Raw genomic sequence first — 22,582 nt, 5'->3', positions numbered from 1 at the left:
GATCCGTCCGAGAAAGAGCGATTTCATGGGCGTACCAGGGCGTAGCCGATGCCGTGGACGGTTCTGACGACCTCGGAGCCGAGCTTGCGGCGTAACGCCCGGACGTGGCTGTCCACGGTCCGGGTGGCCGCCGCCTCGGAGAATCCCCAGATGTCCGACAGCAGGCGCTCCCGCTCGAACACCTGGCCAGGCCGCTCGGCCAGGCGTCTAAGGAGATCGAACTCGGTGCGGGTGAGCTGAGCTTCGACGCCGCTGACGAAGACCCGGCGCTCAGCGGTGTTGATCTCAACGGTACCGACCCTGATCACCGTGTCCTCGGCCGCGAGCTGGCTGGCCCGCTCAACCCGCCGCAGCAGCGCGTGGATCCTGGCGACCAGCTCCCGCATGCTGAACGGCTTGGTGATGTAGTCGTCCGCGCCGACCCCGAGCCCCACCAGCACGTCGGTCTCCTCACCGAGCGCGGTCAGCATCAGCACCGGCACCGGCCTGGCCGCCTGCATCCTCCGGCAGACCTCCAGGCCGTCCAGCCCCGGCAGCAGCCGATCGAGAACCACCAGATCAGGCTCCGATTTCGCGTAGGCCGCGAGCGCACCCTCGCCATCGCTCGCGACCCGCACGTCGAACCCCTCGGCGACCAACCGGGTCTGTACGGCCCTGGCGATCGTCGCGTCATCCTCGACCAGGAGAATTTGCCGCTGCTGGGGAGATGCCATGACCCGCAGCGTAGAGGCCCAACGTGCAGACGAGTTACCTCTCAATGTGCAGAAATCGTGCATCCACCCACCAGGACACGCTCGCCCCACCTCATCCACGCGTGCATCCACGCGATGGGGCAGGTGGCATCAGAGAATGTCGGTGGCAGAGGCTACGGTGTGCGTGTGATCGATGTTGAGGGCTATTTGCGACGGCTGCGGCTCCTGCACGACGGTCCGCCGAGCGTGGCCGGGTTGTTCCTGCTGCAGCAGACCCATGTCGAACGTGTGGCATACGAGAACCTGGCCATCTGGCTCGACCAGCCCACGACCGTGGACCCGGTGGAGTCCGCCGCGCGCATCATCGCCGGTCGCGGCGGCTACTGCTTCCACCTCAACGGCGCCTTCTGGGCGTTGCTGACCGCCCTCGGCTACCAGGTCACCCGCCATTACGGCAGCGTCCAGGGCACCCCGGACTCACCCTCCGGCTCGATCGGCAACCACTTGGTCCTCACCGTCTCCGGCCTGCCCAGCGCGGAGAATCCGACCGGCGAGTGGCTGGTCGACGCGGGCCTCGGCGACGCCATCCACGACCCCATCCCGCTGATCGCCGGCACCTACCACCAAGGCCCGTTCGTCTACGGCTTACGCCCCTCCGAAGCCGAACCCGGCGGCTGGCGCTTCGACCACGACCCGCGCGGCAGCTTCGCCGGCATGGACCTACGCCCCGGCCCCGTCGGCATGGACGCCTTCGAAAACATGCACCAATACCTCAGCACCTCCCCCGACTCCCACTTCGTCCGCACCTCCGCCATCCAACGCCGCGACGCCCACGGCGTGGACACCCTCACCGGCCTCGCCCTCCGCCGCCTCGGCCACAGCGACACCACCACCGTCCTCGACCGCGAGGAAGACTTCGCCGAAGCCCTGGCCGACGTCTTCGGCCTCACCCTCACCTACCAAGAACGCACCCAACTCTGGCCCCGCCTCTGGACCGCCCACGAAAAATGGCTCACCACGAAGACATCGTGATCGGTTTCGTGACGCCCGCATCGAACGCAGACGAACTACAGATCCTGACCACCTCTGGTGCCGCGATCAGAGGCCATGCCGCTATGTGATCACTGAAATCCGCGTTATTCAGCAGAATTCCTAGGCGACCTTCGCCGAACTCGCCGTCCACGTGTTGCAGGCGCCGGGACGACCGGCCTGGTAGCCCTTCTTGGTCCAGTACAGCCGGTTGGTGGGCTTGCCGTTCCACTTGTACCCGGCGTACTCGCGCGGCTCCATGCCGGCGATCAGCGGCTTGAAGTCCTTGACCTTGCGGCCCAAACTCTTGGCGGACGCCCCAGCCAGGCAGTCGGCCTGCAGGTAGAAGCGGCGCGTCTGCTCATCCACCTCGTCCCCGGACCTGTCGTGTTCCAGCGCCCACCACGCCTGCCCGATACCCGTCTGCCCCTGGACCACGCCACTCCACACTCGGGTGACAGCCGCGAACGCATTCATGTCGCTCTTCGCCTTGACCCAGTCACTGGCCAGCCGCACCTGGATGGTCTGCCCGCAGATCTCGGCAAAGGAGCCGGCGATGTCCATCCCGCTGGCACAGGACTCCTTGTCCGTCTTGAACACGACCCGCACCGGCTGGAAGCCGTCGATCACGCCCTTCCAGGCGGAATTCAGGCAGGAAACAAGCTTCTTGACGTATTTCTCGGTCGAGGACTTCGTCGTGCCCTTGGCCGGTTTACACGAAACCTTGGGCAGCGCACCTTCCTTGTACAGCTTGTTGTGGGTCAGCGTGGGCGCGCCCTTGACGGGATATGCGTGGGCCGCACCGGAGACCAACACGAGGCTTGCCGCGGTGGCACCCAGTAATCGAATTATCATGAGGCCGGACAATAGCGTGCGGGTGGCCAGTCCCGCTCCGGGGTGACTTCTCGCTTTGATCGCCCATTCGCCGCCGTCCCTGCGGAGGTCCAGCGGAACAGGCCTACGGGCGGTCTGGTTCAGGTGATGCCATTGCGCACGGCCAGGGCACGCAGCTCCGCGGTCGTGGGACCTGGCCCGTAAAGCATGCCGGAGATCATTGCCGCCACCGAAGGCCGGGTGATCTCCTGCGGAGCGGTGCGTTCAGCGGTCAGCAGGGCTTGGACGGCCTGGTTGGGCCGGCCGTACTGCGCCCAGGCACGGGCGGTGTCGATACGGTAGCGGGCCTGCCGTTCGGGTGTGGGCAGCAGTTGATGATTCACCCTGCGAGCGTGGTCGAGGGCGACGCCCGGCTCACCGAGTGCGGTATGGATGCCGATGCGGTAGACCCCGACGTTGGCAGGAGTGGGCAGCCGACCTCGCCGGTCGGTGTCGGGCAGCCGATCGGCGGCCTGCTCGGCTTCGCCGATCAACTCGATCGCCTGAGTACGCCGGCCGTTCTGCGCGCAGGAGTAGGCGGCGGTGCACAGCAGCGCGGCATACGTCGCGAGCACCTCCGGATCAGGTTCGCCGGTGTCGGCGCCGAGCCCCAGCGCAGCATGCGTGAGCAGCGCGACCGCACCCTCGTGACGGCCCTGCCGCCGCATGGCGATCGCCACCGAACGGGAGGCTCCGCCGACAGAGACGGGGTCACCCGATCGGTTCGCGGCGGCAAGCGCCCGGTCAGCCGCGACCCAGGCCATGCCGTCCTGATTGAGCTTGACCGCGAGTTCCGAAGCAAGCGCGTAAGCGTCGGATAGTTGGATGAGTGCCTGGTCGCGGTTCTGCCCGCTGAGGCGATCAACCGTGCTGTGCGCCGCGGTGACGATTCGAGGAAGAATCAGAGAGAGTTCGTCATAGCGACTGGCATCGAAGACCACCTTCGCTGTGACCAGCGACCGGCGCAGTTCGACGACGCTAACGGCAGGGGCGGCCTCAGACCCAGCCGTGCCCATCAGCAGCGATTCCAGACGACGCGCCACCGTCGCGGCGTCGGCGGACTGTTCTCCCGTGAGCAGCGTCGTCGTGGTGATGCTGGCGAGCCCGGCGAGAAACTGGCGTCGCTGCACGGCTTCCTCCTCCGCTGCCACAAGGGACTCAACCCTAATGGGCATCCCCTCGGGTAGGGCAGGCATACGCCGATCGTGGACTGTGTCGTACGGTGCAAGCGGAGACAGCCCGAGCCAAGATGCAGGGATCTCCAGACCTCGGGCGAGGAGGCGCAGGGTTTCCACGTCGTGCAGGACTTGCCGACCGGTCTCGAACCTGGAGATCGTCGCCGCCGAGTAACCGATCTGTGCACCTAGTTGGTCCTGAGTCAGGCCACGTTCGCAGCGGGCGAGTCGGATGACGGTCGCGTAGTCGCCGACGGCGACGGCGGCCCGCAGTCGGGCGGAGAATGCCGGGGAATGTCGCGTGTCTGCCACGTCGGCTCCTGGCAGTGATGCCGGGGCCTTCATGGTAGGCGGTTGGCCCCTCGCGTTATCTGCGTGATCCGGTGACAGCACGGTTACCGAACACAGGACTTGCAGGATCTGCAAAGGATCTTGCACGTTATGGAAGCAACCTGTCCTCTCGGCGGCTACGGCGATCTCATTCAAATGCGACAAGTTCACATTCGAGCGAGGTAGCCATGAACGGTTTGTTCGACGATGACTTCCCATCCGGCGAGCAGATTCCCCGTCAGATCGAAGCCCACTTCACTACCTACCCCACGCCATTCGGCCCTGGTGTCCGCCTGATCGTCAACGGGTCACGGGTCGGCGATCCTCTCACCGACAACGGGTGGAGCGAGACCGGCTACCGTTGGCACGACGCCCTGCACCTGGCTCACGCCATGTGCCTGGGCTGGTCGCCCGTTCTGCGCGGCCTTGCCGACCTCAAGCGCCGCAGTGACCCGCAGGTCGACCACATCGAGGACGGCGGCCGCGCGGTCGTGGCAGACGAGGCGATCGCCTGGGCCGTGTTCTGCCGAGCCCGGCGCCGTGACTGGTTCGAGCGCCGCCCCGTGGACAGTGAACTGATCGGCTTCGTGCAGGCCATGACATACGGCCTGGAGGTCGGGCGATGCTCCCGTGCCGAGATCGCACACGCCATCCGCACCGGCGTTTCCTGTATGCGTTCGCTGTGGTGGCACCACGGTGGAATCCTGCTGGGCGACCTGCGCCAGCGGTCGCTTGAATGGCGGCCCGCCGCGAACGCACCAGTGAGCTCTCGGCGGCAGCAGTGAGCCGTCGGTGTTGAAGGAATGATCATAGAAACTCCTTCATGTCGCTCCGGCACCTGAGCCACACCTGTATCTTTGCTGGGACAGCGATCACTACCCTCTGTTACTGGGAGGCCTGGATGCCCACGTCAAGGGCCTCGACAACTACCGTGAACTTGCCTGATCAGCAACTTGTGATCCCGGATTTCACGGAGGCCGTGGATAAGGCGGTAGAGCCGGTTGGCCCGGTCGTTGTCAGCGGGCGACGTCTTACGCCAACGCCGGTTTTCGATACATATTGGCGGTTTGCTGCGGCTAGGCAGGAATTGTACGAAGCCCGGCTACGCGGGACATCGCCGCCCTGGACCAACGATCCCATCCTGCTACGGCATCGTTTCACCAACTGCTATCGCGCGGCTGATCGAGTAAGCCAGTTTCTGATCAGCCAGGTCTCCTATGCGGGCTCGCAGAAGCCTGTGGACGTCGTCTTCCGTACGCTGATATTCAAGGTATTCAATCGCATATCGACCTGGCGGCACCTTGAGGTCGAGTTTGGTGAGCCGAACTGGCGGGAGTTTGACTTCGAACGCTACAACAAAGCTCTGAACAAGCTATTCGACAACGGTGAGCGGCTCTACTCCGCAGCCTATGTGATACCCCCGCCCGCGTTGGGGGAGAAGCGCAAGCACGCGAATCATCTACGTTTGATGGACATGATGATAACGAGCGGGGGCGTCGACCGGATTGTTTCCGCAGGCTCGTTGCACGGCGTCTTCGAAGTGCTGCGATCCTATCCTGCGATAGGCGATTTTCTTGCCTATCAGTATACCATCGACTTGAACTACTCCACAGTTCTGGACCACGACGAGATGGAGTTCGTGGTGCCCGGTCCAGGAGCACGTGATGGTATTCGTAAATGTTTCGGCCGTAGCGCCCAGGGCATCGAGGGCGACATCATCCGGTATATGGCGGATCACCAGGAGCAACATTTCTCGCGGCTGGGACTGCGCTTTGCCGGGTTGCGTGGGCGACGGTTGCAGCTGATCGACTGCCAGAATCTTTTCTGCGAGGTCGACAAGTATGCCCGGGTCGCGCATCCAGATATCAAGGGTATCAGCGGGCGGACGCGTATCAAGCAGTTGTTCCAGCCGGTATCAGAACCCGTGCCCGCCTGGTTTCCGCCCAAATGGGGAATCAACGGCGACGCCGTTCCGGCGAAATGACATGGGCCGGTGTAATTCCATTTCCACGAGGGATTCAGAGTGACGTCTTCAAATGAGTCGGTGGACGACATCGTGATGGCCCTGGCCACGACGCTGGAACGGCTCGGCATTCGAATCAGGCGCGATCTGGATGTCGACGCCGGGGAAGGGGTTCCACCCGATGATCCCGTTTGGGCGGAGACCATCGCTGGTGTGGCCGGTTATGCCCGAGAATGCATGCGGATAATCGATGACCCCAGGGTCGCGGCGATCCTGACGGCCAGGGCGAAGTAGCGCGGGATCTTTCAATCGGTCCGGGCGGCTCGGCTGACCAGTTCCGCGATCTTGTACCTGGCCGGCTCCACCGACGCGACGCCGGCCACGACCGTCAGTTGTCCCAAGCGCAGGCGGGTGGCCGCGCAGACGTACTCGAGGAGCCGCCCAAGCCCCAGATAGTTGCCGTATCCCCGTTCGATGAGATGCTGCCGACGGTAGTGCGCCACCAGGTGCAAGGAGTCGTGGTCGAGCTGGAACGAGCAGAAGGACAGGCAGGGGAATCCCATGGCCGAGTTGTCCCGGCCGACGCTGTAGACGTGGATCGCCTCGGCCGACGGTTCCGCGTCGCCGGGCGAGGAAATGCTCATCTCGTATCGCGCGGACTTGGGGCCGGGCGTCTTGAGTTCTGTGTTCAGCCGCCGGATCAGCTCAGCAAGCTGATTGTTGTCGCCCTTGGGCGTGGGATGCGCCACGATGCGCCCGAAGTAAGTGCCGTAGCGGTTGTTGCGGTGGAGTCGCCGGAGAGTCGGGTACATGCTGGTGTACCGCTCGACCAACTCGACGTGGTCGCTGGATGTGCTGGCGATGGCGGCGGGGAAGATCGTGTTCGCAACCGTGTCGACCGGAGGGTAGTCATCGTTGCCGAGCAGCCAGTCGATCGCTGCCCTGATCTCGTCTACCTCCTCAACCGGCCTCTCGATACGCGTGACCAGGTGGTAAAGCGTTCGCGCGGGAGCTTCATCGACTGCTCTCACCGTGTTCAGCCACGCATCGGAGAGCGTCGTACCGTGAATCATTTGAGTGGCCAGCATTTCTACTCCTTCCGTGGTCTAGTGCTTAAGGGAGCCACCGACGAGCCAGGCCGCCCGGCGATCCGTCGACCTGGATATCGAATGCCCACCGAATCGGAGAGCCGACCGTGATCCGGCCGCCCTCCCTCCCATGCACTTCCAGTAGAACCGCCGAATGCCCGGCCGCAGGCGGCAGAACCGTGTGTCCGGGGGGACAGCCGACGGCCGGTTCCACGCCGTCCGGGATGACGATCACCAGCCGATCATCCTGACGGACCGGCAGCCGCAGGCCGGCGAAGCCGCTGTCGACCAGCCATACCTCAGGAAGCCGGGACGCCGGTGGAGCGAAAGCGCGGTCCAGTTTCGCCTTGATCCGATTCGGCGGCACTCCGGCCCACTCCCGTGCGCGGCTCCGGTCCGCGAGCCGCAGGTTGGGCAGGTGCCTGACGGTCGATCGGTAGGACGTCCCCAGCAGCAGCGATAGGCGGTAGACATCCTCAGGTGTGCGCGGTCGTTCCACCCCGAGCATGACGAGCGCGGCGGCGACCGCCTTTCGCGGCATGAGAAACCACGCCGAAAATGCCTCCGCCGCCTTCTCCTCCGGACCCCACACCTTCCGCCCGAACTCCGGCGGATCGAGTTCGCTATCCGCCCGGCTGGCATGCCCGAGCCGATGATGGCCGAGCTCGTGCGCGGCGGTATGCCGTTGCGCCGCGGGCGGCAGGCCGTTGTTCACCAGGATCCCGGGCCTCGATCCCGGCTCGTTGAGGTACGCCCCGAATTGGCTGGGCAGCCGACGCCACATCAGTACAACTCCCGCGTCACCGATTGCCTGATAGACATCGATGGGGGGCGAGGAGGTGTCGATATCGAGATCACCATGGGCCTGCGCCGCGGCCAGATTGGCCAGTTGGTTGGCTTCGATCCAGCTCGTCACCTTCGCTGCTTTCGCTGTTCCGCTTCCGCCGAGAAGCGGAGAAATTGCGCAAAACGCACCACCTCGGCACGATCACCATCCGTGAGGTCGGTGACAGCACGTGCGAGAGCGCGAACGTCGTCACCGGTGTCCTCCTCGCCGAGGAAGTAGCCCACCGGATGCATGTACAGCCGGGACAGTTTCTTCAACTCCAGACTGTCCACCTTGCGCTGGCCTCGTTCGATGTCGGAGACCGCTGACCGCGGAATGCCCGTCTTGTCTGCGACGTACTGCTGGGAGAGATTCAGGTACTCACGCACCTCGCGCAGGCGCGCACCCAACTGCGCCTGCTCAACGTCTTCCGCGTCGGCCCCGCTCATGCCCCCTCCCTGACCCGCTGGTCACGCGCGGCCGCCGTGATGAGGTCGAGGACGATCGCCGCGAAATCACGCACCGACCGCAGCGCCCGTGCGGTTTCGGCCGTGGTGGGCAGCTTGACCCCGCACTGCGCTTCCAGGCGCGCGACCACCTCAGCCGCGAGCAGCGAGTCGATGGGCAACTCGTCCCCCGTCTGCTCCAGCCGATCGCGCAGTGACTCCGGGTCGGTCCGGATATCCCTGGCGACCAGCTCAATGATCAGATCTTCGATCGTTCGTTGATCCACAAAACTCTCCATTGCCGTAATTTCCGACAACCAGTGTCCCACTACAGAACAGTCGATGTAAGATTACCAGACCAGACTCGTCGGATAACCCGACGAGATCACCCCCCCCCCCGGAGACGATCATGAGATTCCGCGAGTACCAGATCGCCGCCCTACAGACCGACCAACGGCGTGGGACCGACATTTCCGACATGGCCGTGCATCTCCTGGGCATGCTCGGGGAGGCTGGCTCGGTCGCCACCGAATACAAGAAACTTCTCCGCGACGGAGCCGCCCACACCACCTGGAAGGCCCGCATCCGCGAGGAACTCGGCGATGTCCTGTGGTACGTCTCCGCCCTCACCAGCAAACTCGACCTGGACCTGGAGGACGTCGCCCGCGCCAACCTGGAGAAGACCATGGACCGCTGGCTGCGCACCAGCTCCGAGCCCCTCGACGACGGTTACCCCGAGCACGAGCGCCTGCCCCGCGTGGGCAGGTTCGAGTTCGTCCCGTCCGTCAACATGGTTGGACGGCCGACCGTCCGAGTCCGCCACGACGGCCGCTGGGCGGGCGACCCGCTGACCGACTCCTCCCAAGTCGACGACGGCTACCGATTCCACGACGTCTTCCATCTGGCCTACGCCACCGTGCTCGGCTGGTCACCGGTGACCCGCAAGCTCCTGGACCGCAAACGCCGCTCGAACCCGAGGATCGACGAAGCCGAGGATGGCGGCCGTGCCATCGTCATCGAGGAAGGCATCTCGGCCATGGTCTTCGCCTACGCCGCCAACCACAACTACCTCGACGAGGTCACCCGCCTCGACTTTCCGCTCCTGGACGCCATCAAGAACCTGACGGCTCCGCTGGAGGTCGGCATCCGGACCGCAGCGGAATGGGAGCAGGCCATCCTGCTCGGCTTCGCCGCCTGGCGACAGCTCCGCGACCGCAACGGCGGCACGGTGACCCTGGCGGCGAGCGTCCCATCCCTCACGGTCACGCCGCCAAAGAGCTCTTGAACGCCCCCTCCAGCGGCAGCCAGGCCGCCGAGCGTTTCGGCTAGGAGGGCGCTAGGGATGACATCGGGTTGGTGTGACATGAGCTTGATGAGTGTCACGCGCCTGCGTGGAGGTGTGCGGCCCACTGTGATGGGGTGAGCGGGTTTTGGTGGCGGAGGGACTGAACGGACTGGTGCAGGGCGTAGGGGGTGTGGCGGGTGTCTGCTTTGCCGTCGTCCGTGGTCAGTGTGGAATAGAAGGTGTCGGCGATCTGTACGGCGGAATTGTCGGCGATCTCCCACAGGGTGCCGATGACGTGGGGGAATCCGGCCATCTGGAAGGCGGAGGTCAGGTGGATGGACTCGTCCAGCAGGTCCGTGTGGCTGGTGAGTGCGGTGGAGCAGGCTGACAGGTAGGCCAGGCGGGCGTGGCTGAGGGTGATCGGGGCCAGGCTGGCGACGGTGAGCGGGTCGTGCTGGTGGTCGTGGAGCAGGAGTCTGCTGGCCGATGGGTCGGTGGGGTCGCTGAGGCCGTGGCAGGCGAAGTGGGCGATCGCGCAGGTCGTCAGGTGGGTCAGGACGCGGGCCTTGGTCGGTGTCGTTTCCGCTGGAGGGGTGGCTGCGCGACCTGGGGGTTCGGTGAGCGTGACGGCGCCGGGCAGGTGGTCGGCGACCAGGCGAGCCTCTCGGGTGACCTGGGGTAACGGGCCCCGGTAGAGGAGACCGGGTGTCGTGGGCATGGCCACGATCAGGGCCCGCTCCGCGCCGGTGGGTGGGGTGCGGGCGGTGGGGTGCTGGCGGGCGTGGCGCAGGGCGGTGATGGTCGGGGTGTAGGAGGACACGACCCGGTCCAACACAGAGCGACGGTGTGGGTCAGGGTCGGCGCTGTGGTGTCCGGCGGCGTGGATCGGCAGGAGCGTGAGCAGCCCGCCCGGGGCCCACCACACCCTGGGCCATCGCGTGATGTCGCCCGGAGGCGGGGCGTCGAGGCCGAGTTCGTGCAGGACCGGGGCTGCGGCGACGTCCCACAACCAGGCGAGCACGTCCAGGATGACCGCATCGTCCCGGCTGCTCAGAGCTTGGCGGAACCGGTCGATCCGGTCGGCCAGGCTCGCCTGATCGAGGCCGGGCAGTTCCACTGCGCTGATGCCGGTACGGGTGAGTATGAGGGCGTCACTACGAAGAGAGCTGACGTTGAAGGTGACCACCGGTCCCGCGGTCGCCTGTTCGGTCAGTTCTTCGATGCTCGGCGGGAGGGCAAAAGACGCGAATCCGTCCAGGGACCGGATCCGTTCCATCACGTCGGCCAATTCAGCGGCCATCCGGTGGCGGTCATCCATCGGTGGTACGGCCGACCCGACGGCCTGCCAATCCATCGGTAGCACGGCCTGCCCGGTGGCCTGTCGATCCATCGTTGCTACGGCCGACCCGGTGGCCTGCCAGTCCATCGGCACTACGGCCTGCCCGGCGCCCTCCCGTAGGACAGGCTGGTCGAGCCGGTCACGCAGGGCCATGAACCGGTCGGCCAGGTCCGGGTGGTGCTCGCGAAGGTCGCTGAGGTCGCTTCGGGTATGCAGGGTCTGGCTGAGCAGAACGGCCCGTCCCGCTTCGAGCAGGCGTAGAGCCTTCTGGCCGCGGATGCCGGGAGGTGTGGTGGTGTCGGCCAAGGCATAGGCGGCCGCGTCGGCGGCCAGGCCGGGGAATTGGCCGATCATGTGTTGCTGGTCGGAGCGTTCGAGTTGCCGGGGGCTCACCTCCGGCAGCAGCCGGACCGCGGTTTCCAGGAGTTCGGCGGCTCGCGTGGAGTCCGCCACGATCAGCCTGGCGGCTTGGTGCGCCGCACGGATCCGCTGGGATGGAGCTCCCATCGCACTCCGAGCCGCCTCTTCATAGGCGTCCACCGCTTCATCTCGGTCCGCCGCATGCCCGCTCTGTTCAAACCGGATCTGCACCGCGGTGCCGAGGTTCGTGAGACGCGCGGCCCGTGCGGGGTGATCGGGCGGAGTGGCCTGCACGGCCTTCCCGAGGGCGCTGATCGCCCGGTCCAGATCTGCCGGGCTACCACTGTGCGTGTGTCGCGTTTGCAGAGCGATGCCGAGGTTGGTCAGCCGGGAGGCAAGCGCGGGATGGTCGGGTGGCGTGCTGTCCACGGCGAGTTGCTGGGTAGTGAGGGCTTCTTCCAGATCTGAACCGATGCCGCTGCGCTCGTACCAGGTCTGAAGGGCGTTGCCGAGGTTGTTCAAGATCATCGTGCGGTCGAGGTGGTCGGGTGGGATGACCTCCGCTGCCTGCCGCAGGTGGGTGATGGCTTCTTCCAGGTCGTTTGGACCGGCGCCGCGCTCGTACATTGTCAGGAGTGCGGTGCCGAGGTTGTTCACGATCGTGATGCGGCGATCGAGTGGAGTGATCTCCATGGCCTGTCGCAGACTGGTGATCGCCTCTTGCAGGTCCATCAAGGCTTGGCCGCGGTCGTACCGTGCCTGGAGCGCGTTGGCGAGGTTGGACAGGCGGATGGCACGGTCGGGGTGGTCGCGTGGAGTGGCTTCCACCGCCTGTCGTTCGACGGTGATGGCCTGTTCCAGATCTGCCGCGTCCCCGGTGCGGATGAATCGTGTCATAAGCGCGTTGCCGAGGTTGCTCCGGTGCATGGCACGGCCGGGGTGGTCATGGAGGATCGTTCCGGCCGCCTGGCGCAGGCTGGTGATCGCTTCATCCAGGTCCGCCAAGGCGCCGGTGTGGACGAAGCGTGTCAGCAGCAGGTTGCCGAGGTTGTTCGAGATCATCGCCGGTTCCGCGTGGTCACGCGAAGTCACTTCGACCGCCTGACGCACGCTGGTGATGGCCTCTTCCAGGTCGGCCAGGTCGCCGGTGCGTGCGAACCTTTCTTGCAGGGCGTTCCCGAGGCCGCTCAGGCGTGCGGCGCGGGCAGGGTTCCCACGTGGGGCACTTTCCACCGCGAGGCGCATGCCGTTGATGGCCTGCTCCAGGTCCGCGACCGCTCCGCTGCGGGCGAACCGCGCCTGTAACGCGCCGGCGAGATTGCCCAAGATCGTCGTATGGTCACGCGGGGTGGAGTCCAGCGCCTGGTTCAGGTACGAGATGGCGAGGTCCAGATCTGCCAGGTCACCGGTACGGGCAAAGCGTACCTGGAGCGCGTTGCCCAGATTGGTCAGGCGACTGGCGCTGCCGGGGTGGTCGGGTGGGGTGATCTCCACTGCCTGCCGCAGGCAGGTGATGGCCTCTTCCAGATCGGCCAGGTTGTCACCATGCTCGAATCGCGCCCGCAACGCGCTACCGAGGCTACTGAGCATCGCCGCATGGTCGGGGTGATCGATTTCCACGGCCTCGCGCAAACTGGTGATGGCCAGTTCCAGATCCGCCGGATCGCCGCCGCGCTCGAACCGTTCCTGCAACGCGATACCGAGGTTGGCCAGGAATCCACCGCGGGCGGGGTGATCGGCCGGAGTGAGCTCGACGATGCGCTGCCACAGCCGGACGCCGCGTTCCAGCAGATCCGGATCAGCCGAGTTCAACGCCTGGTTGAGCAACGTGATCACATGCGGCACCGCTTGACCGGCCAGGATCGGTAACAACGGCTCTGGAAGATCCTCATCAGCGATCTCGGCCAGGAAGCACACGCCGAACATCTCGGCCGCAGCGACCAGATCGTCCTGATCCTCCCCCTCGGGAAGCGCCTGATAGCGGTACCAGTGCCACCAGCCGAGCACACGCCGCGTCTCAAGATGGGACTCCTGGCCGGTCAGGCCCGCGGCCAGGTGCCGAGCATCGGCAATCGCGGCAGCCTCCAGCAACAGTGACGGGTCACCGGTCGCCATCACCTGCCTGAGCCGCGCCCGCACCGTATCAAGCAGGTCGTCCCGTTCGCTCACGGTTTCTCCCGCGACCACACCAAGACACCTTGTCGCGAACGACAATAACCACTCTTATGCGCGTCGAAGTGAACGCCGTCGGCCGATGGGGGCGGCCCTCCGTGTTCCTTGGGCAGGTCGCGGTCTTCGGATCGGCCGTCTGTCTCCTCGATCTCGCCTCCGCCCGCTCGGCCGATGCCCGGCTTGCCGTGATCTTCTTCGCAGTCGCCGCGATCCTTTTCGCGTCCATGGCCGCCCTGATGCGGTACGGGTCGCGCCGGGCCGTCGCCGCCGCCCTGTTCGGCATGGGGTTCCTGGCACCCGCGTACCTGGGTGGGCTGGCCGCAGTGCACTTCACCGGGGCCGGTCCTTCGGATCCGGGCTGGTACCCGGTCGCCCGGGCCGTGACACTGGCCGCGGCGGCGGTGGCGTACCTGACCAGCCTGTGCCTGCTCGGCGCGCGCCGGACGCCCAGCCCGGCGCCCAGGACGGCGCTGCTGCTCATGCGCCACCTGCCGCTGGTCGCCGTCAGCGTCACGCTGCTCAACTTCGTCGCGATCGGCCAGGCGGATCTCCTCGCGGCGGAGGCGGTGCGGGCGAACCCGGGAGAGTACGCGAATGGCGACTTCTACCTGGATGGAGTCCCGGCGGCCGCCTGGACGCACGGGGCGATTCTCGGCGTCGCCGGAGTCGTCGCCCTGGTGCTGGCCGGAATCGCGCGGCGGCGCGGAGTGTCCGCCCCGCTCCTGGTCGGGGTGGGGGTCGCCGGGCCTGTCTACCTGTTCCTGCTGCTGGCGGCGGCCATGGCCTCACCCTTCGTCCTCAGCGGGGCCAGCGGCGAGCCCGTTCCCCAGGTGCTCGCTGACGGCCCGGGCTGGTACCTGCCCGCGATCGCCACCCAAGTCTCGCTCGCGGGCCTCGCGTACGCGGTGATCATGGCGCTGATGGTCAACGCGGGGAGCTGTCAGCCGGCTAGGCCGTGAAGGGTTTCGGCTACCAGGGTGCCCAAGGACGGGAGGTGGTAGCCGCCCTCCTGGACGGCGACGACGGGGACGCCGAGGGAGGCGATGATCGTCCCGGTTTCGCGGTAGCCGGAGGTGGTGACGCGGAGCGGGCTTTCCGGGTCGTCGGCTGCGGCGTCGACGCCGAGGGAGACGACAACGGCTTCCGTGCCGAACATTTCGGCGGCGTCGCGGAGGCGGGTGAGGGCGGAGAGCCAGGCCGCGTCGCCGGATTCGGGGGTGATCGGGATGTTGAGGGTGGTGCCCTGGCCGGAGCCTGTGCCGGTTTCGTCGGCGAAACCGACGTAGTGGGGGAACCAGCCGGCGCCGGGGTCGACGTGGGCGGAACCGTAGAAGACGTCCGGGCGCTCCCAGAAGATCGCCTGGGTGCCGTTGCCGTGGTGGGCGTCCACGTCGATGATCGCCACTTTGGCGAAGCCGTGGTCGCGGAGGGCTTGTGCGGCGACGGCGGCGTTGTTCAGGTAGCACGAACCGCCGTAGCCGGCGGGGGTGGCGTGATGTCCAGGCGGGCGGCAAAGGGCGTAGGCCACCCGTTTCCCCGCTGCGGCCAGGTCGGCGGCGGTCTGGGCCGCGTCCACAGCGGCTCGTGCCGCCTGCCAGGTGCCCGGCCCGACCAAGGTCATCGTGTCGTAGCAGTACAGCCCCGCGCGGGCGTGCGTCGCCACCGGATGATGCGCGGGCATTCCGGCGAGCATGGCCTCAGTCGGGAAAACATACGGCACCACCCGATCCTGACCGTAGTCCGGCGGATAGCCGCCGTCCTCCCACTGCTGCCACACCTCCCGCAGATGGTCCACGAACGCGGGCTCATGCACCGCCCGCAGCACCTCGTCCTCGTGCGGCGCTGCCTCGACAAGCGGAAACCCACCCGCGACCAGCTCATCCCGGATGACCGTGACGCGCTCCGCGACCTCGGTCCCCGGCGTCCGCACCCCGATCCAGATCTCGGCCCCAGGCGCGTGCGCCAGCGTCTCAGCCGACCAGACCACTGTGGTCACGACAACCACCTCTCACTGCTGGCGGAAGAAGCGGTTGAGGACGCGGACGCCGAATTCGAGGGCCGCGACGGGGACGCGTTCGTTGACGCCATGGAACATGGCGTTGTAGTCGAAGTCGGGAGGGAGGGCGAGGGGCGCGAAGCCGTAGGTGACGATGCCTCGTTCGTTGAAGGCTTTGGCGTCGGTGCCGCCGCTCATGACGTATGGAACGGGAAGGGCGACGGGATCTTCGGCGATGAGGGAGGCGCAGAGGGCGTCGAAGGTGGGGCCGCCGGGGTCGGCTTCTGGGGCATCCTCGAAACAGATGAATTCGCGGGTGATCCTGGGGCCGAGGAGGGTGTCGATGGTGGCGAGGAAGTCGTCGCCGGAGCCGGGGAGGAAGCGGCCGTCGATCTGGGCTTCGGCGGAGCCGGGGATGACGTTGACCTTGTAGCCGGCGTTGAGCATGGTGACGTTGGCGGAGTTGCGGAGAACGTGTCTGAAGAGTTCGCCGACTTTGCCGAGGCGGTCGGCTTCGGCGTCCAGGTCCGTGAGGTCCAGGGGGCGCCCGAAGGCGGTGACGATGCCGTCGAGCATGCCGCGGACGCCCGGCGTGAGCTGAAGCGGCCACTCGTAAGCGGCGAGGCGGGACATGGCGTGGCAGATCTCGGCGACCGCGTTGTCGCTCGCGCGCAGGGAGCCGTGCTGGGCTGTGCCGTGCGCGCGTACGCGCATCCAGGCCATGCCCTGTTCCCCGACGGCGACCGGATAGATCCGCCTGCCGTCGTGGACGACACTGTAGCCGCCGTCCTCGCTGATCGCCTCGCGGACTCCGTCGAAGAGGTCGGGGTGTTCGCGGGCCAGGTAGTAGGAGCCGTACTCGCCGGTGGCCTCCTCGTCGGCGGTGAAGGCGAGCACGAGGTCACGGTCGGGGCGTACGCCTGATTGGGCCCACTCGGCGACCATGGCGAGGGTCATCGCGCAGGTGCCCTTCATGTCGACGGCACCGCGTCCCCAGACGACCCCGTCGACGATCTCGCCAGAGAAGGGATGTAACGCCCAGTCCTCGGCGGCGGCGGGGACCACGTCCAGGTGCCCGTGGATCAGGAAGGGATCGCCAGAACCCGCCCCCGGGATCCGCGCGACCACGTTGGAGCGGCCCTTCGAGGTCTCCAGGATCTGGGCTTCGACGCCGCGGTCGGCGAGGAACGTGGCGACGTACTCGGCGGCGGCGCGCTCGCCCCGCCCCCGGTTGTCGCCCTCGTTGGTGGTGTCGATCCTGATCAGATCGGAGCAGATGGCGCCGACGTTCATGGGAGTACGCAGGCGGCATGGTGGCCGCGGTCCGAAGGCAGCACGGGCTGGGACTCCTTTTCGCAGCGGGTGGCGAGCTCGGCGGGCAACCCGGCGGCGTACGCGGGACAGCGCGGCCGGAAGCGGCAACCCTCGGGAATTCTGGACGGATCGGGCGTCTCCCCGACCAGGACGATCGGCTCCTGCCTGGCCACTTCGGGTACGACCGACAGCAGCGCCTTCGTGTACGGATGGCGGGGATTCATCAGCACCTCGGCGGTGTCGCCGGTCTCCACGATCCGGCCGAGGTACATGACGGCCACCCGGTCGGCGATGTTCCAGGCCAGCCCGAGGTCGTGGGTGACGACCAGGACCGACAGGCCGAGTTCCTCTCGCAGGCGCAGCAGCAACGCCAGGATCTCACCGCGTACCGAAGCGTCGAGGGAGGAGACGGGCTCGTCGGCGACGAGCACGTCGGGGTCGAGCACGAGCGCGCCCGCGATGACGACCCGCTGCCGCTGCCCCCCGGACAACTCATGCGGATATTTCATGAAAAATCGGTCAGGTGGGCGGAGGCCGGCCTTCGACAACGCCGTAGCCACCCGGACTTCCTCGTCGCCCGAGACGCCGTGAATCCGCAACCCCTCCGCCACCGCTTCATACACGGTGTGCCGAGGATTCAGCGACCCGCTCGGATCCTGCAACACCAGCTGCACATGCCGCCGGAACTCCTTCAGATCCCCCCGCGAATACCCCAGCGGCCGAGCACCGTACTCGACCTTCCCCGAAGCGGGTTTCACCAGCCCGAGCAGGCTCCGCGCCAGCGTCGTCTTCCCGCACCCCGACTCCCCGACCAGCGCCACGATCTCCCCGGCGCCGATCTCCAGATCCACCCCGTCCACAGCCCGCGCCGCCCCGAACCGCACGCACACCCCACGCGCCGCCAGCGCCACCACATCCGACATTTCCGAAATATCCGCCGAGCTCATCGAGCACCTCGCAGATCCAGGCCGGTCTCCCCGGCACGCAAGCAGGCGGCACTCCGCCCATCATCAGACCCGGACGGCGAGGAGAGCGCGGTCAACGCCTCCTCAGAACTCGAGCACCTATCCAAAGCGACCGGACACCGCGGATGAAAATCGCACCCACCCGGCAAATCCCCCGGAAACGGCGGATCCCCCGGCAGCCCACGCGGCGCATACCTAAACCGCTCATCCCCCACCCGCGGAAACGCCCCAGCCAGCGCCGCACTATACGGATGCCGCGAATCATCAAACACCGCGGAAGCCGGCCCCTGCTCCACGACCTTTCCCGCGTACATGACCGCGACCCGATCACACGTAGTCCCCAGCACCGACAGATCATGCGAGATCAGCACCAACGCCAACCCCAGATCCCGTACCAACCCAGACAGCAGCTCCAGCACCTGCGCCTGCACCATCACATCCAGCGCGGTCGTCGGCTCATCCGCGATCACCAGCCGCGGCCGGCACGCCAGCGCCAACGCGATCATCACCCGCTGCCGCTGCCCACCCGACAGCTGATGCGGATAATCCCTGGCCCGCCGTGCCGGCAACCCCACCTGCTCGAGCAGCTCCCCCACCCGCCGATCCGCCTCCCGCTTGGAGGTCTTCGGCTCGTGCAGCAGAATCGGCTCAGCGATCTGCCGCCCGATGTTCTGCACCGCGTTCAGCGAATGCAACGCCCCCTGGAACACAATCGACGCCTCGGCCCACCGAATCGCCCGAAGCCGCCCGAACGACATGCCGTACACATCCTCGCCGTCGAGCAGCACCTGCCCGTCGACCTTCGCCGAGCGCGGCAGCAGCCGCAGAGCGGCGTTGGTGATCGTGGACTTGCCACACCCGGACTCCCCCGCCACCCCCAGCACCTCACCCGGCGACACCACCAGATCCACCCCGCGCACGGCGGGCACATCCCCGGCATAGGTGACCCGCAGGTCCTTCAGCTCAAGAAGGCTCATCGACCCTCCTTCAGTCGCGGGTTGAGCACGACCTCAAGCGCCCGCCCGACCAGGGTGAACGCCAGCACGACCAGCACCACGCAGATCCCGGGCGGCAACACGAACCACCACTCGCCGTTGGACATCGCCCCCGTGCCGTACGCGCTGTCGAGGATGTTCCCCCACGACTGCGCGGTCGGATCGCCGAGCCCGAGGAACGACAGCGTGGTCTCCGACAGGATCGCGATCGACACGGTCAGCACGACATGCGCCAGCACGACCGGCATGACGTTCGGCAGCACGTGCCGCGTCATCTGATGCCAGTCGCCCGCCCCGAGCGCTTTCGCCCTTTCCATGTACGGCCGGGACCGCACGCTCAACGTCTGCGCGCACACCAGCCGTGCCGTCCCAGGCCAGGAGGTCACGCCGATCACGATGATGATGTTGAACAGGGACACGCCCAGCACGGTCGCCAGCACGATGGCCAGCGGCAGGAACGGGATCACCAGGAACCAGTCGGTGAAGCCCATCAGCAGCGAGCGCGCCCAGCCGCCGTAGAACCCGGCCATGATGCCGACCAGGGTGCCGATCACGATGGCGATCGCGGTCGCGGACAGGCCGACGATCAGCGAGACCCGGGTGCCGTGCACGAGCAGGGTCAGGATGGACAGGCCGTTCTGGTCGGTGCCGAGCCAGTAGTCGGCCGACGGTGGCTGGTGGCTCCTGGCGGTGGCTTTGGCCACGTTGAGCCCGTCCGGGTCGGCCAGCAGCGGCGCGAAGATCGCGACCAGGGCGAAGACGACCAGGATGGCGAGCCCGGCCAGGGCGGAGTTGTGGGAGCGGAAGTCCCGCCAGAACCGGGCGAGCGTGGTCCGGCGGCGGGCCCAGGTGATCGACCGGGCCGTCATTGGGTGCTCACCCTCGGGTCGAGCACCGCGTAGAGCAGGTCGGCGAGCAGCGTGAACACGACCACCCCGATGGAGAACAGCAGGAACACGGCCTGGAGCAGCGGGATGTCCGGCCCGCGCAACGCCTCGTACGACAGCAGCCCGAGCCCGGGCCAGGAATACACGGTCTCCACGGTGATCGCTCCCCCGATCACGAAGCCGAGGTTGAGGAAGATCAGCGTCATCGTGGGCAGCAGCGCGTTGGGCACCGCGTGCCGCCGCCTGACCAGGTCCTCCCGCAGGCCCTTGGCCCTGGCCAGCTGCAGGTAGTCCTGCCGCAGCTCGTCCACCAGCGAGGCGCGCATGATCGAGGTGTATTCGGCCAGGTAGACGATGGCCAGCGCGGTCACCGGCAGCACCATGTGCCAGGCCGTGTCCAGGACGGTGTCCAGGAACCCGGTCACGCCCGGTGTGGAGATGCCGCCGCTCGGGAAGAATGGGAGCGCGATCAGCAGCACCATGCCGACCCAGAACTCGGGCATGGCGTAGAGCGTGTTGGTGACGCCGGTGGTCACCCGGTCGAAGGTGCCGCCGCGCCGCCAGCCGCTGCGGATGCCCAGCCACACCCCGGCCACCGAGGCGATCAGGATCGCGGTGCCGACCAGCAGCACGGTCGGCCAGACCCGCTCGGCGACCAGCTCCCAGACCGGGCGGTTGAACCGGACCGAGTTGATCGTGCTGGCGAACGGGTTGGACAGGTATTCCAGGAACTGCGCGCCGATCGGCCGGTTGAGCTCGGCGCGCAGCTTGATCAGCTGCTCGGGGGCCATGTTGCGGCCCCGCGAGTAGAGGCCGATCGGGTCGCCCGGCAGCAGCCGGAACAGGAAGAAGTTGAACACCACCACGAACAGCAGCGTGCCCAGCGACCAGCCGATCTTCCTGATCACATAACCGCGGGTCCCGGTGGTCATTCCCGCTCGTCCGCGTCCGCCGTACGGCGCCTGCGGGCAGCCAGCACGCCGCCCACCGCCAGCACGGCGACGGCTCCGACGAGGGCGCCGATCAGGGCGGAGCTCATGCCGCCGGAGTCCTCGGCCGCCGCGGCGGCCGAGGCCGGGGAGGTGGCCTTGACCGGTTCGATGGTGAGGTAGGAGTGGATGCCGTACTGGAACAGCAGCGAGCCATCCGGGTCGGGCTGCGGGACGAAGCCGGTCCACTTGTCGCTGCGGTAGGCGACCAGGTCGTCGTAGTAATAGGTGATCGCGTACGCGGCGTCGTCGTAGACCATCTGCTGCATGCGCTTGGCCAGCTCGGCGCGTTTGGCGGGGTCGGTCTCGCCAGCCTGCTCCTCGTAGAGCTTGTCGTATTCCGGGTTGCAGTAGAACGAGTCGGACAGGTCGGCGAAGATCGAGTCGCCGTCCTTGTAGCTGCGCTTGCCGCAGGTGAAGACCGACATCTGGTAGTCGGGGTCGGGTTCGACCACCCAGCCCCACTCGAACATGTCGTACTCGCCCTGGCCGATGATCTCGGTGAGCGCGTCCTCGGACATCACCTTGACGGTGACCTCGATGCCGATGTCCTTGAGCCAGGTTTTCACGAACTCGCCGGTGGCCTGGGACTCCTCGCTGCTGTCCCGGACGAACAGGCGCAGCGCCAGCTTCTTGCCGTCCTTCTCGCGTACGCCGTCGGCACCCTTCGGATATCCGGCCGCGTCCAGGATCTGGTTGGCCTTGGCCGGGTCGAAGTTCTGCTTGTTGGCGGGGTCGAGGTGCAGTGCCGGATACACCGGCGGGATGAAGGTATCGGCGGGCGAGCCGTTGCCGCCCAGCACCCGGTTGACCAGGACGTCGCGGTCGATGGCGTGCGAGATGGCGACGCGGACCTGCTTGTCCTTGAGCGCGGGGTGGCCGTCGCCGATCGCGGTGCCGTCGGCGAGGGCCGCGCCGGTGTTGAAGGCGATCTCGTTGAAGCCCGAGTAGGCGGAGCCCCTGGTGGTGATGCCGGGCTTGTTCTTCAGCGATTCGAGGACGTTGCTCTGCAGGTCGTACGCGAAGTCGATCTCGCCCCGGGTGAGCGCCTGCGCTTCGGCGTCGGCGTTGAGAAAGACCCGGAAGACCAGCTCGTCGATCTTGGGCGCCCCGCGCCAGTACTCCTTGTTCGCCTCGAACCGGATGAACTGCCCCTTGCGCCGCTCGATCAGCCGGAACGGCCCGGACCCGACGATCGCCTCGCCGTTCTCCGGCTCGTTGGCGAACGATTTGACCTCGGTGCCGTCGATGTCCTTCCAGATGTGCTCCGGCAGGATCGGGACGGCCAGCCGTTCCATGATCGGTGTCGGCTTCTTCACGTGCAGCACCAGCGTCGTGTCATCGGTGGCCTCGGCCCGCTCGATGTTGGTGACGTAGTTGCCGTAGTTGGTCTGCTCGAAATCGCCGTTGATGATCCGGTTGAAGGTGTAGGCGGCGTCCCTGGCCGTCAGCGGCTGCCCGTCCGACCATTTGACCCCGGCCCGGATCTTGTAGCTCCAGCTCTTCTTGTCCGGCGCCTCCTGGTACGACTCCGCCAGGCTGGGCATCGCCGACACGTCCTTGGGGCTGGACGTGACCAGGTAGTCGTACATCAGGGCGTAAGCCTCGTATGCCTCGACCACGATGCCGGTGAACGGGTTCGTGGAGTCCACGTCGGACAGGATGCCGACGGTGAAGGTGACCTTCCCCTGCGACGGGGCGGGCGTCTGGGCGAGCGCGGTCGCGGCGGGCGCCGTCAGCAGCCCGGCGGCGAGCGCGACGCTCAGAGCTCTTCTGACGAGGTGGTGCATATCGTCCTCCGGGGGCGGGAGTCGATCCGAGATCTTGACTGGTCAATCAGTCGGTTGGGTACTGTCCT

Annotated in this window: 21 protein-coding genes; 6 read left to right on the top strand and 15 right to left on the bottom strand. The window is 66.9% G+C overall.

Going from position 1 to position 22,582, the window contains the following annotated elements; all coding sequences use genetic code 11:
* Window positions 1-23: 23 nt before the first annotated feature.
* Window positions 24-713 (bottom strand): response regulator transcription factor, encoded by a 690-nt coding sequence (locus Aple_RS29900; protein ID WP_155348052.1) that lies wholly within the window; start codon window positions 711-713, stop codon window positions 24-26.
* 165 nt (window positions 714-878) lie between these two features.
* Between Aple_RS29900 and Aple_RS29895 the strand changes: the two genes are divergently transcribed.
* Window positions 879-1,724: an arylamine N-acetyltransferase family protein gene (locus Aple_RS29895; RefSeq protein ID WP_218038561.1), complete on the top strand. Its 846-nt coding sequence runs from the start codon at window positions 879-881 to the stop codon at window positions 1,722-1,724.
* A 120-nt stretch (window positions 1,725-1,844) separates the two neighbouring features.
* Here Aple_RS29895 and Aple_RS29890 read toward each other — a convergent pair whose 3' ends face one another.
* A complete protein-coding gene (locus tag Aple_RS29890; protein ID WP_155348050.1) occupies window positions 1,845-2,576 on the bottom strand; it encodes a neutral zinc metallopeptidase in 732 nt (243 codons plus the stop codon).
* A 119-nt stretch (window positions 2,577-2,695) separates the two neighbouring features.
* Window positions 2,696-4,081 (bottom strand): helix-turn-helix domain-containing protein, encoded by a 1,386-nt coding sequence (locus tag Aple_RS29885; RefSeq protein WP_170321730.1) that lies wholly within the window; start codon window positions 4,079-4,081, stop codon window positions 2,696-2,698.
* A gap of 206 nt (window positions 4,082-4,287) precedes the next feature.
* Here Aple_RS29885 and Aple_RS29880 point away from each other — a divergent pair, with 206 nt between their 5' ends.
* The 3 genes from Aple_RS29880 to Aple_RS29870 all read left to right on the top strand — a co-directional run bounded on the left by Aple_RS29880 (window position 4,288) and on the right by Aple_RS29870 (window position 6,356).
* Entirely contained in the window at window positions 4,288-4,884 is a 597-nt protein-coding gene (locus Aple_RS29880) for a MazG C-terminal domain-containing protein (RefSeq protein WP_155348048.1), read from the top strand.
* A gap of 146 nt (window positions 4,885-5,030) precedes the next feature.
* Window positions 5,031-6,083, top strand: coding sequence for a nucleotide kinase domain-containing protein (locus Aple_RS29875; protein ID WP_218038560.1), 1,053 nt, complete (start codon window positions 5,031-5,033; stop codon window positions 6,081-6,083).
* 60 nt (window positions 6,084-6,143) lie between these two features.
* Window positions 6,144-6,356: a hypothetical protein gene (locus Aple_RS29870; protein ID WP_155348047.1), complete on the top strand. Its 213-nt coding sequence runs from the start codon at window positions 6,144-6,146 to the stop codon at window positions 6,354-6,356.
* An 11-nt stretch (window positions 6,357-6,367) separates the two neighbouring features.
* On the opposite strand, the gene Aple_RS29865 is transcribed toward Aple_RS29870, so the two are convergent.
* The 4 genes from Aple_RS29865 to Aple_RS29850 are packed head-to-tail and all read right to left on the bottom strand — an operon-like array spanning window position 6,368 to window position 8,709.
* Window positions 6,368-7,150 carry a thymidylate synthase family protein gene (locus tag Aple_RS29865; RefSeq protein WP_155348046.1) on the bottom strand — a complete coding sequence of 261 codons (783 nt, stop codon included), beginning with the start codon at window positions 7,148-7,150 and terminating at the stop codon, window positions 6,368-6,370.
* Between the two features lie 25 nt (window positions 7,151-7,175).
* Window positions 7,176-8,066, bottom strand: a complete 891-nt coding sequence (locus Aple_RS29860) for an ImmA/IrrE family metallo-endopeptidase (RefSeq protein WP_155348045.1) — start codon at window positions 8,064-8,066, stop codon at window positions 7,176-7,178.
* Window positions 8,063-8,425, bottom strand: coding sequence for a helix-turn-helix domain-containing protein (locus tag Aple_RS29855; RefSeq protein WP_155348044.1), 363 nt, complete (start codon window positions 8,423-8,425; stop codon window positions 8,063-8,065). Before Aple_RS29855 ends, Aple_RS29860 begins: the two co-directional genes overlap by 4 nt.
* The gene (locus Aple_RS29850) at window positions 8,422-8,709 is read right to left on the bottom strand and encodes an acyl carrier protein (protein WP_170321728.1); all 288 of its coding nucleotides are present in this window, start codon (window positions 8,707-8,709) and stop codon (window positions 8,422-8,424) included. Before Aple_RS29850 ends, Aple_RS29855 begins: the two co-directional genes overlap by 4 nt.
* A gap of 122 nt (window positions 8,710-8,831) precedes the next feature.
* On the opposite strand from Aple_RS29850, the gene Aple_RS29845 reads away from it, so the two are divergent.
* Window positions 8,832-9,707, top strand: coding sequence for a nucleoside triphosphate pyrophosphohydrolase family protein (locus tag Aple_RS29845; RefSeq protein WP_155348042.1), 876 nt, complete (start codon window positions 8,832-8,834; stop codon window positions 9,705-9,707).
* Between the two features lie 94 nt (window positions 9,708-9,801).
* On the opposite strand, the gene Aple_RS29840 is transcribed toward Aple_RS29845, so the two are convergent.
* Window positions 9,802-13,575 (bottom strand): CHAT domain-containing tetratricopeptide repeat protein, encoded by a 3,774-nt coding sequence (locus tag Aple_RS29840; protein WP_155348041.1) that lies wholly within the window; start codon window positions 13,573-13,575, stop codon window positions 9,802-9,804.
* Between the two features lie 56 nt (window positions 13,576-13,631).
* On the opposite strand from Aple_RS29840, the gene Aple_RS29835 reads away from it, so the two are divergent.
* Entirely contained in the window at window positions 13,632-14,537 is a 906-nt protein-coding gene (locus tag Aple_RS29835) for a hypothetical protein (RefSeq protein ID WP_155348040.1), read from the top strand.
* On the opposite strand, the gene Aple_RS29830 is transcribed toward Aple_RS29835, so the two are convergent.
* Genes Aple_RS29830 through Aple_RS29800 form a run of 7 tightly spaced genes read right to left on the bottom strand, consistent with a single transcriptional unit; the run spans window position 14,519 to window position 22,514 of the window.
* The gene (locus tag Aple_RS29830; RefSeq protein ID WP_170321727.1) at window positions 14,519-15,574 is read right to left on the bottom strand and encodes an arginase family protein; all 1,056 of its coding nucleotides are present in this window, start codon (window positions 15,572-15,574) and stop codon (window positions 14,519-14,521) included. The two genes, Aple_RS29835 and Aple_RS29830, sit on opposite strands and share 19 nt — an antisense overlap.
* Window positions 15,575-15,586: 12 nt before the next feature.
* On the bottom strand, window positions 15,587-16,867 hold the full coding sequence (locus tag Aple_RS29825) for a M20/M25/M40 family metallo-hydrolase (RefSeq protein WP_155348038.1): 1,281 nt from the start codon (window positions 16,865-16,867) through the stop codon (window positions 15,587-15,589).
* Window positions 16,864-17,811 (bottom strand): ABC transporter ATP-binding protein, encoded by a 948-nt coding sequence (locus Aple_RS29820; protein ID WP_155348060.1) that lies wholly within the window; start codon window positions 17,809-17,811, stop codon window positions 16,864-16,866. Before Aple_RS29820 ends, Aple_RS29825 begins: the two co-directional genes overlap by 4 nt.
* 20 nt (window positions 17,812-17,831) lie before the next feature.
* Window positions 17,832-18,830 carry an ABC transporter ATP-binding protein gene (locus tag Aple_RS29815; protein ID WP_155348037.1) on the bottom strand — a complete coding sequence of 333 codons (999 nt, stop codon included), beginning with the start codon at window positions 18,828-18,830 and terminating at the stop codon, window positions 17,832-17,834.
* The gene (locus Aple_RS29810; protein ID WP_155348036.1) at window positions 18,827-19,717 is read right to left on the bottom strand and encodes an ABC transporter permease; all 891 of its coding nucleotides are present in this window, start codon (window positions 19,715-19,717) and stop codon (window positions 18,827-18,829) included. The genes Aple_RS29815 and Aple_RS29810 overlap by 4 nt, the downstream gene beginning before the upstream one ends.
* Window positions 19,714-20,667: an ABC transporter permease gene (locus Aple_RS29805; RefSeq protein ID WP_155348035.1), complete on the bottom strand. Its 954-nt coding sequence runs from the start codon at window positions 20,665-20,667 to the stop codon at window positions 19,714-19,716. Before Aple_RS29805 ends, Aple_RS29810 begins: the two co-directional genes overlap by 4 nt.
* On the bottom strand, window positions 20,664-22,514 hold the full coding sequence (locus tag Aple_RS29800; protein WP_155348034.1) for an ABC transporter substrate-binding protein: 1,851 nt from the start codon (window positions 22,512-22,514) through the stop codon (window positions 20,664-20,666). The genes Aple_RS29805 and Aple_RS29800 overlap by 4 nt, the downstream gene beginning before the upstream one ends.
* Between the last annotated feature and the right edge of the window lie 68 nt (window positions 22,515-22,582).

This window comes from Acrocarpospora pleiomorpha, from assembly GCF_009687885.1.
GTDB lineage: Bacteria > Actinomycetota > Actinomycetes > Streptosporangiales > Streptosporangiaceae > Acrocarpospora > Acrocarpospora pleiomorpha.
Note: the sequence above shows the minus strand (reverse complement) of the source record. Positions and strands in the feature narration are given on the sequence as shown.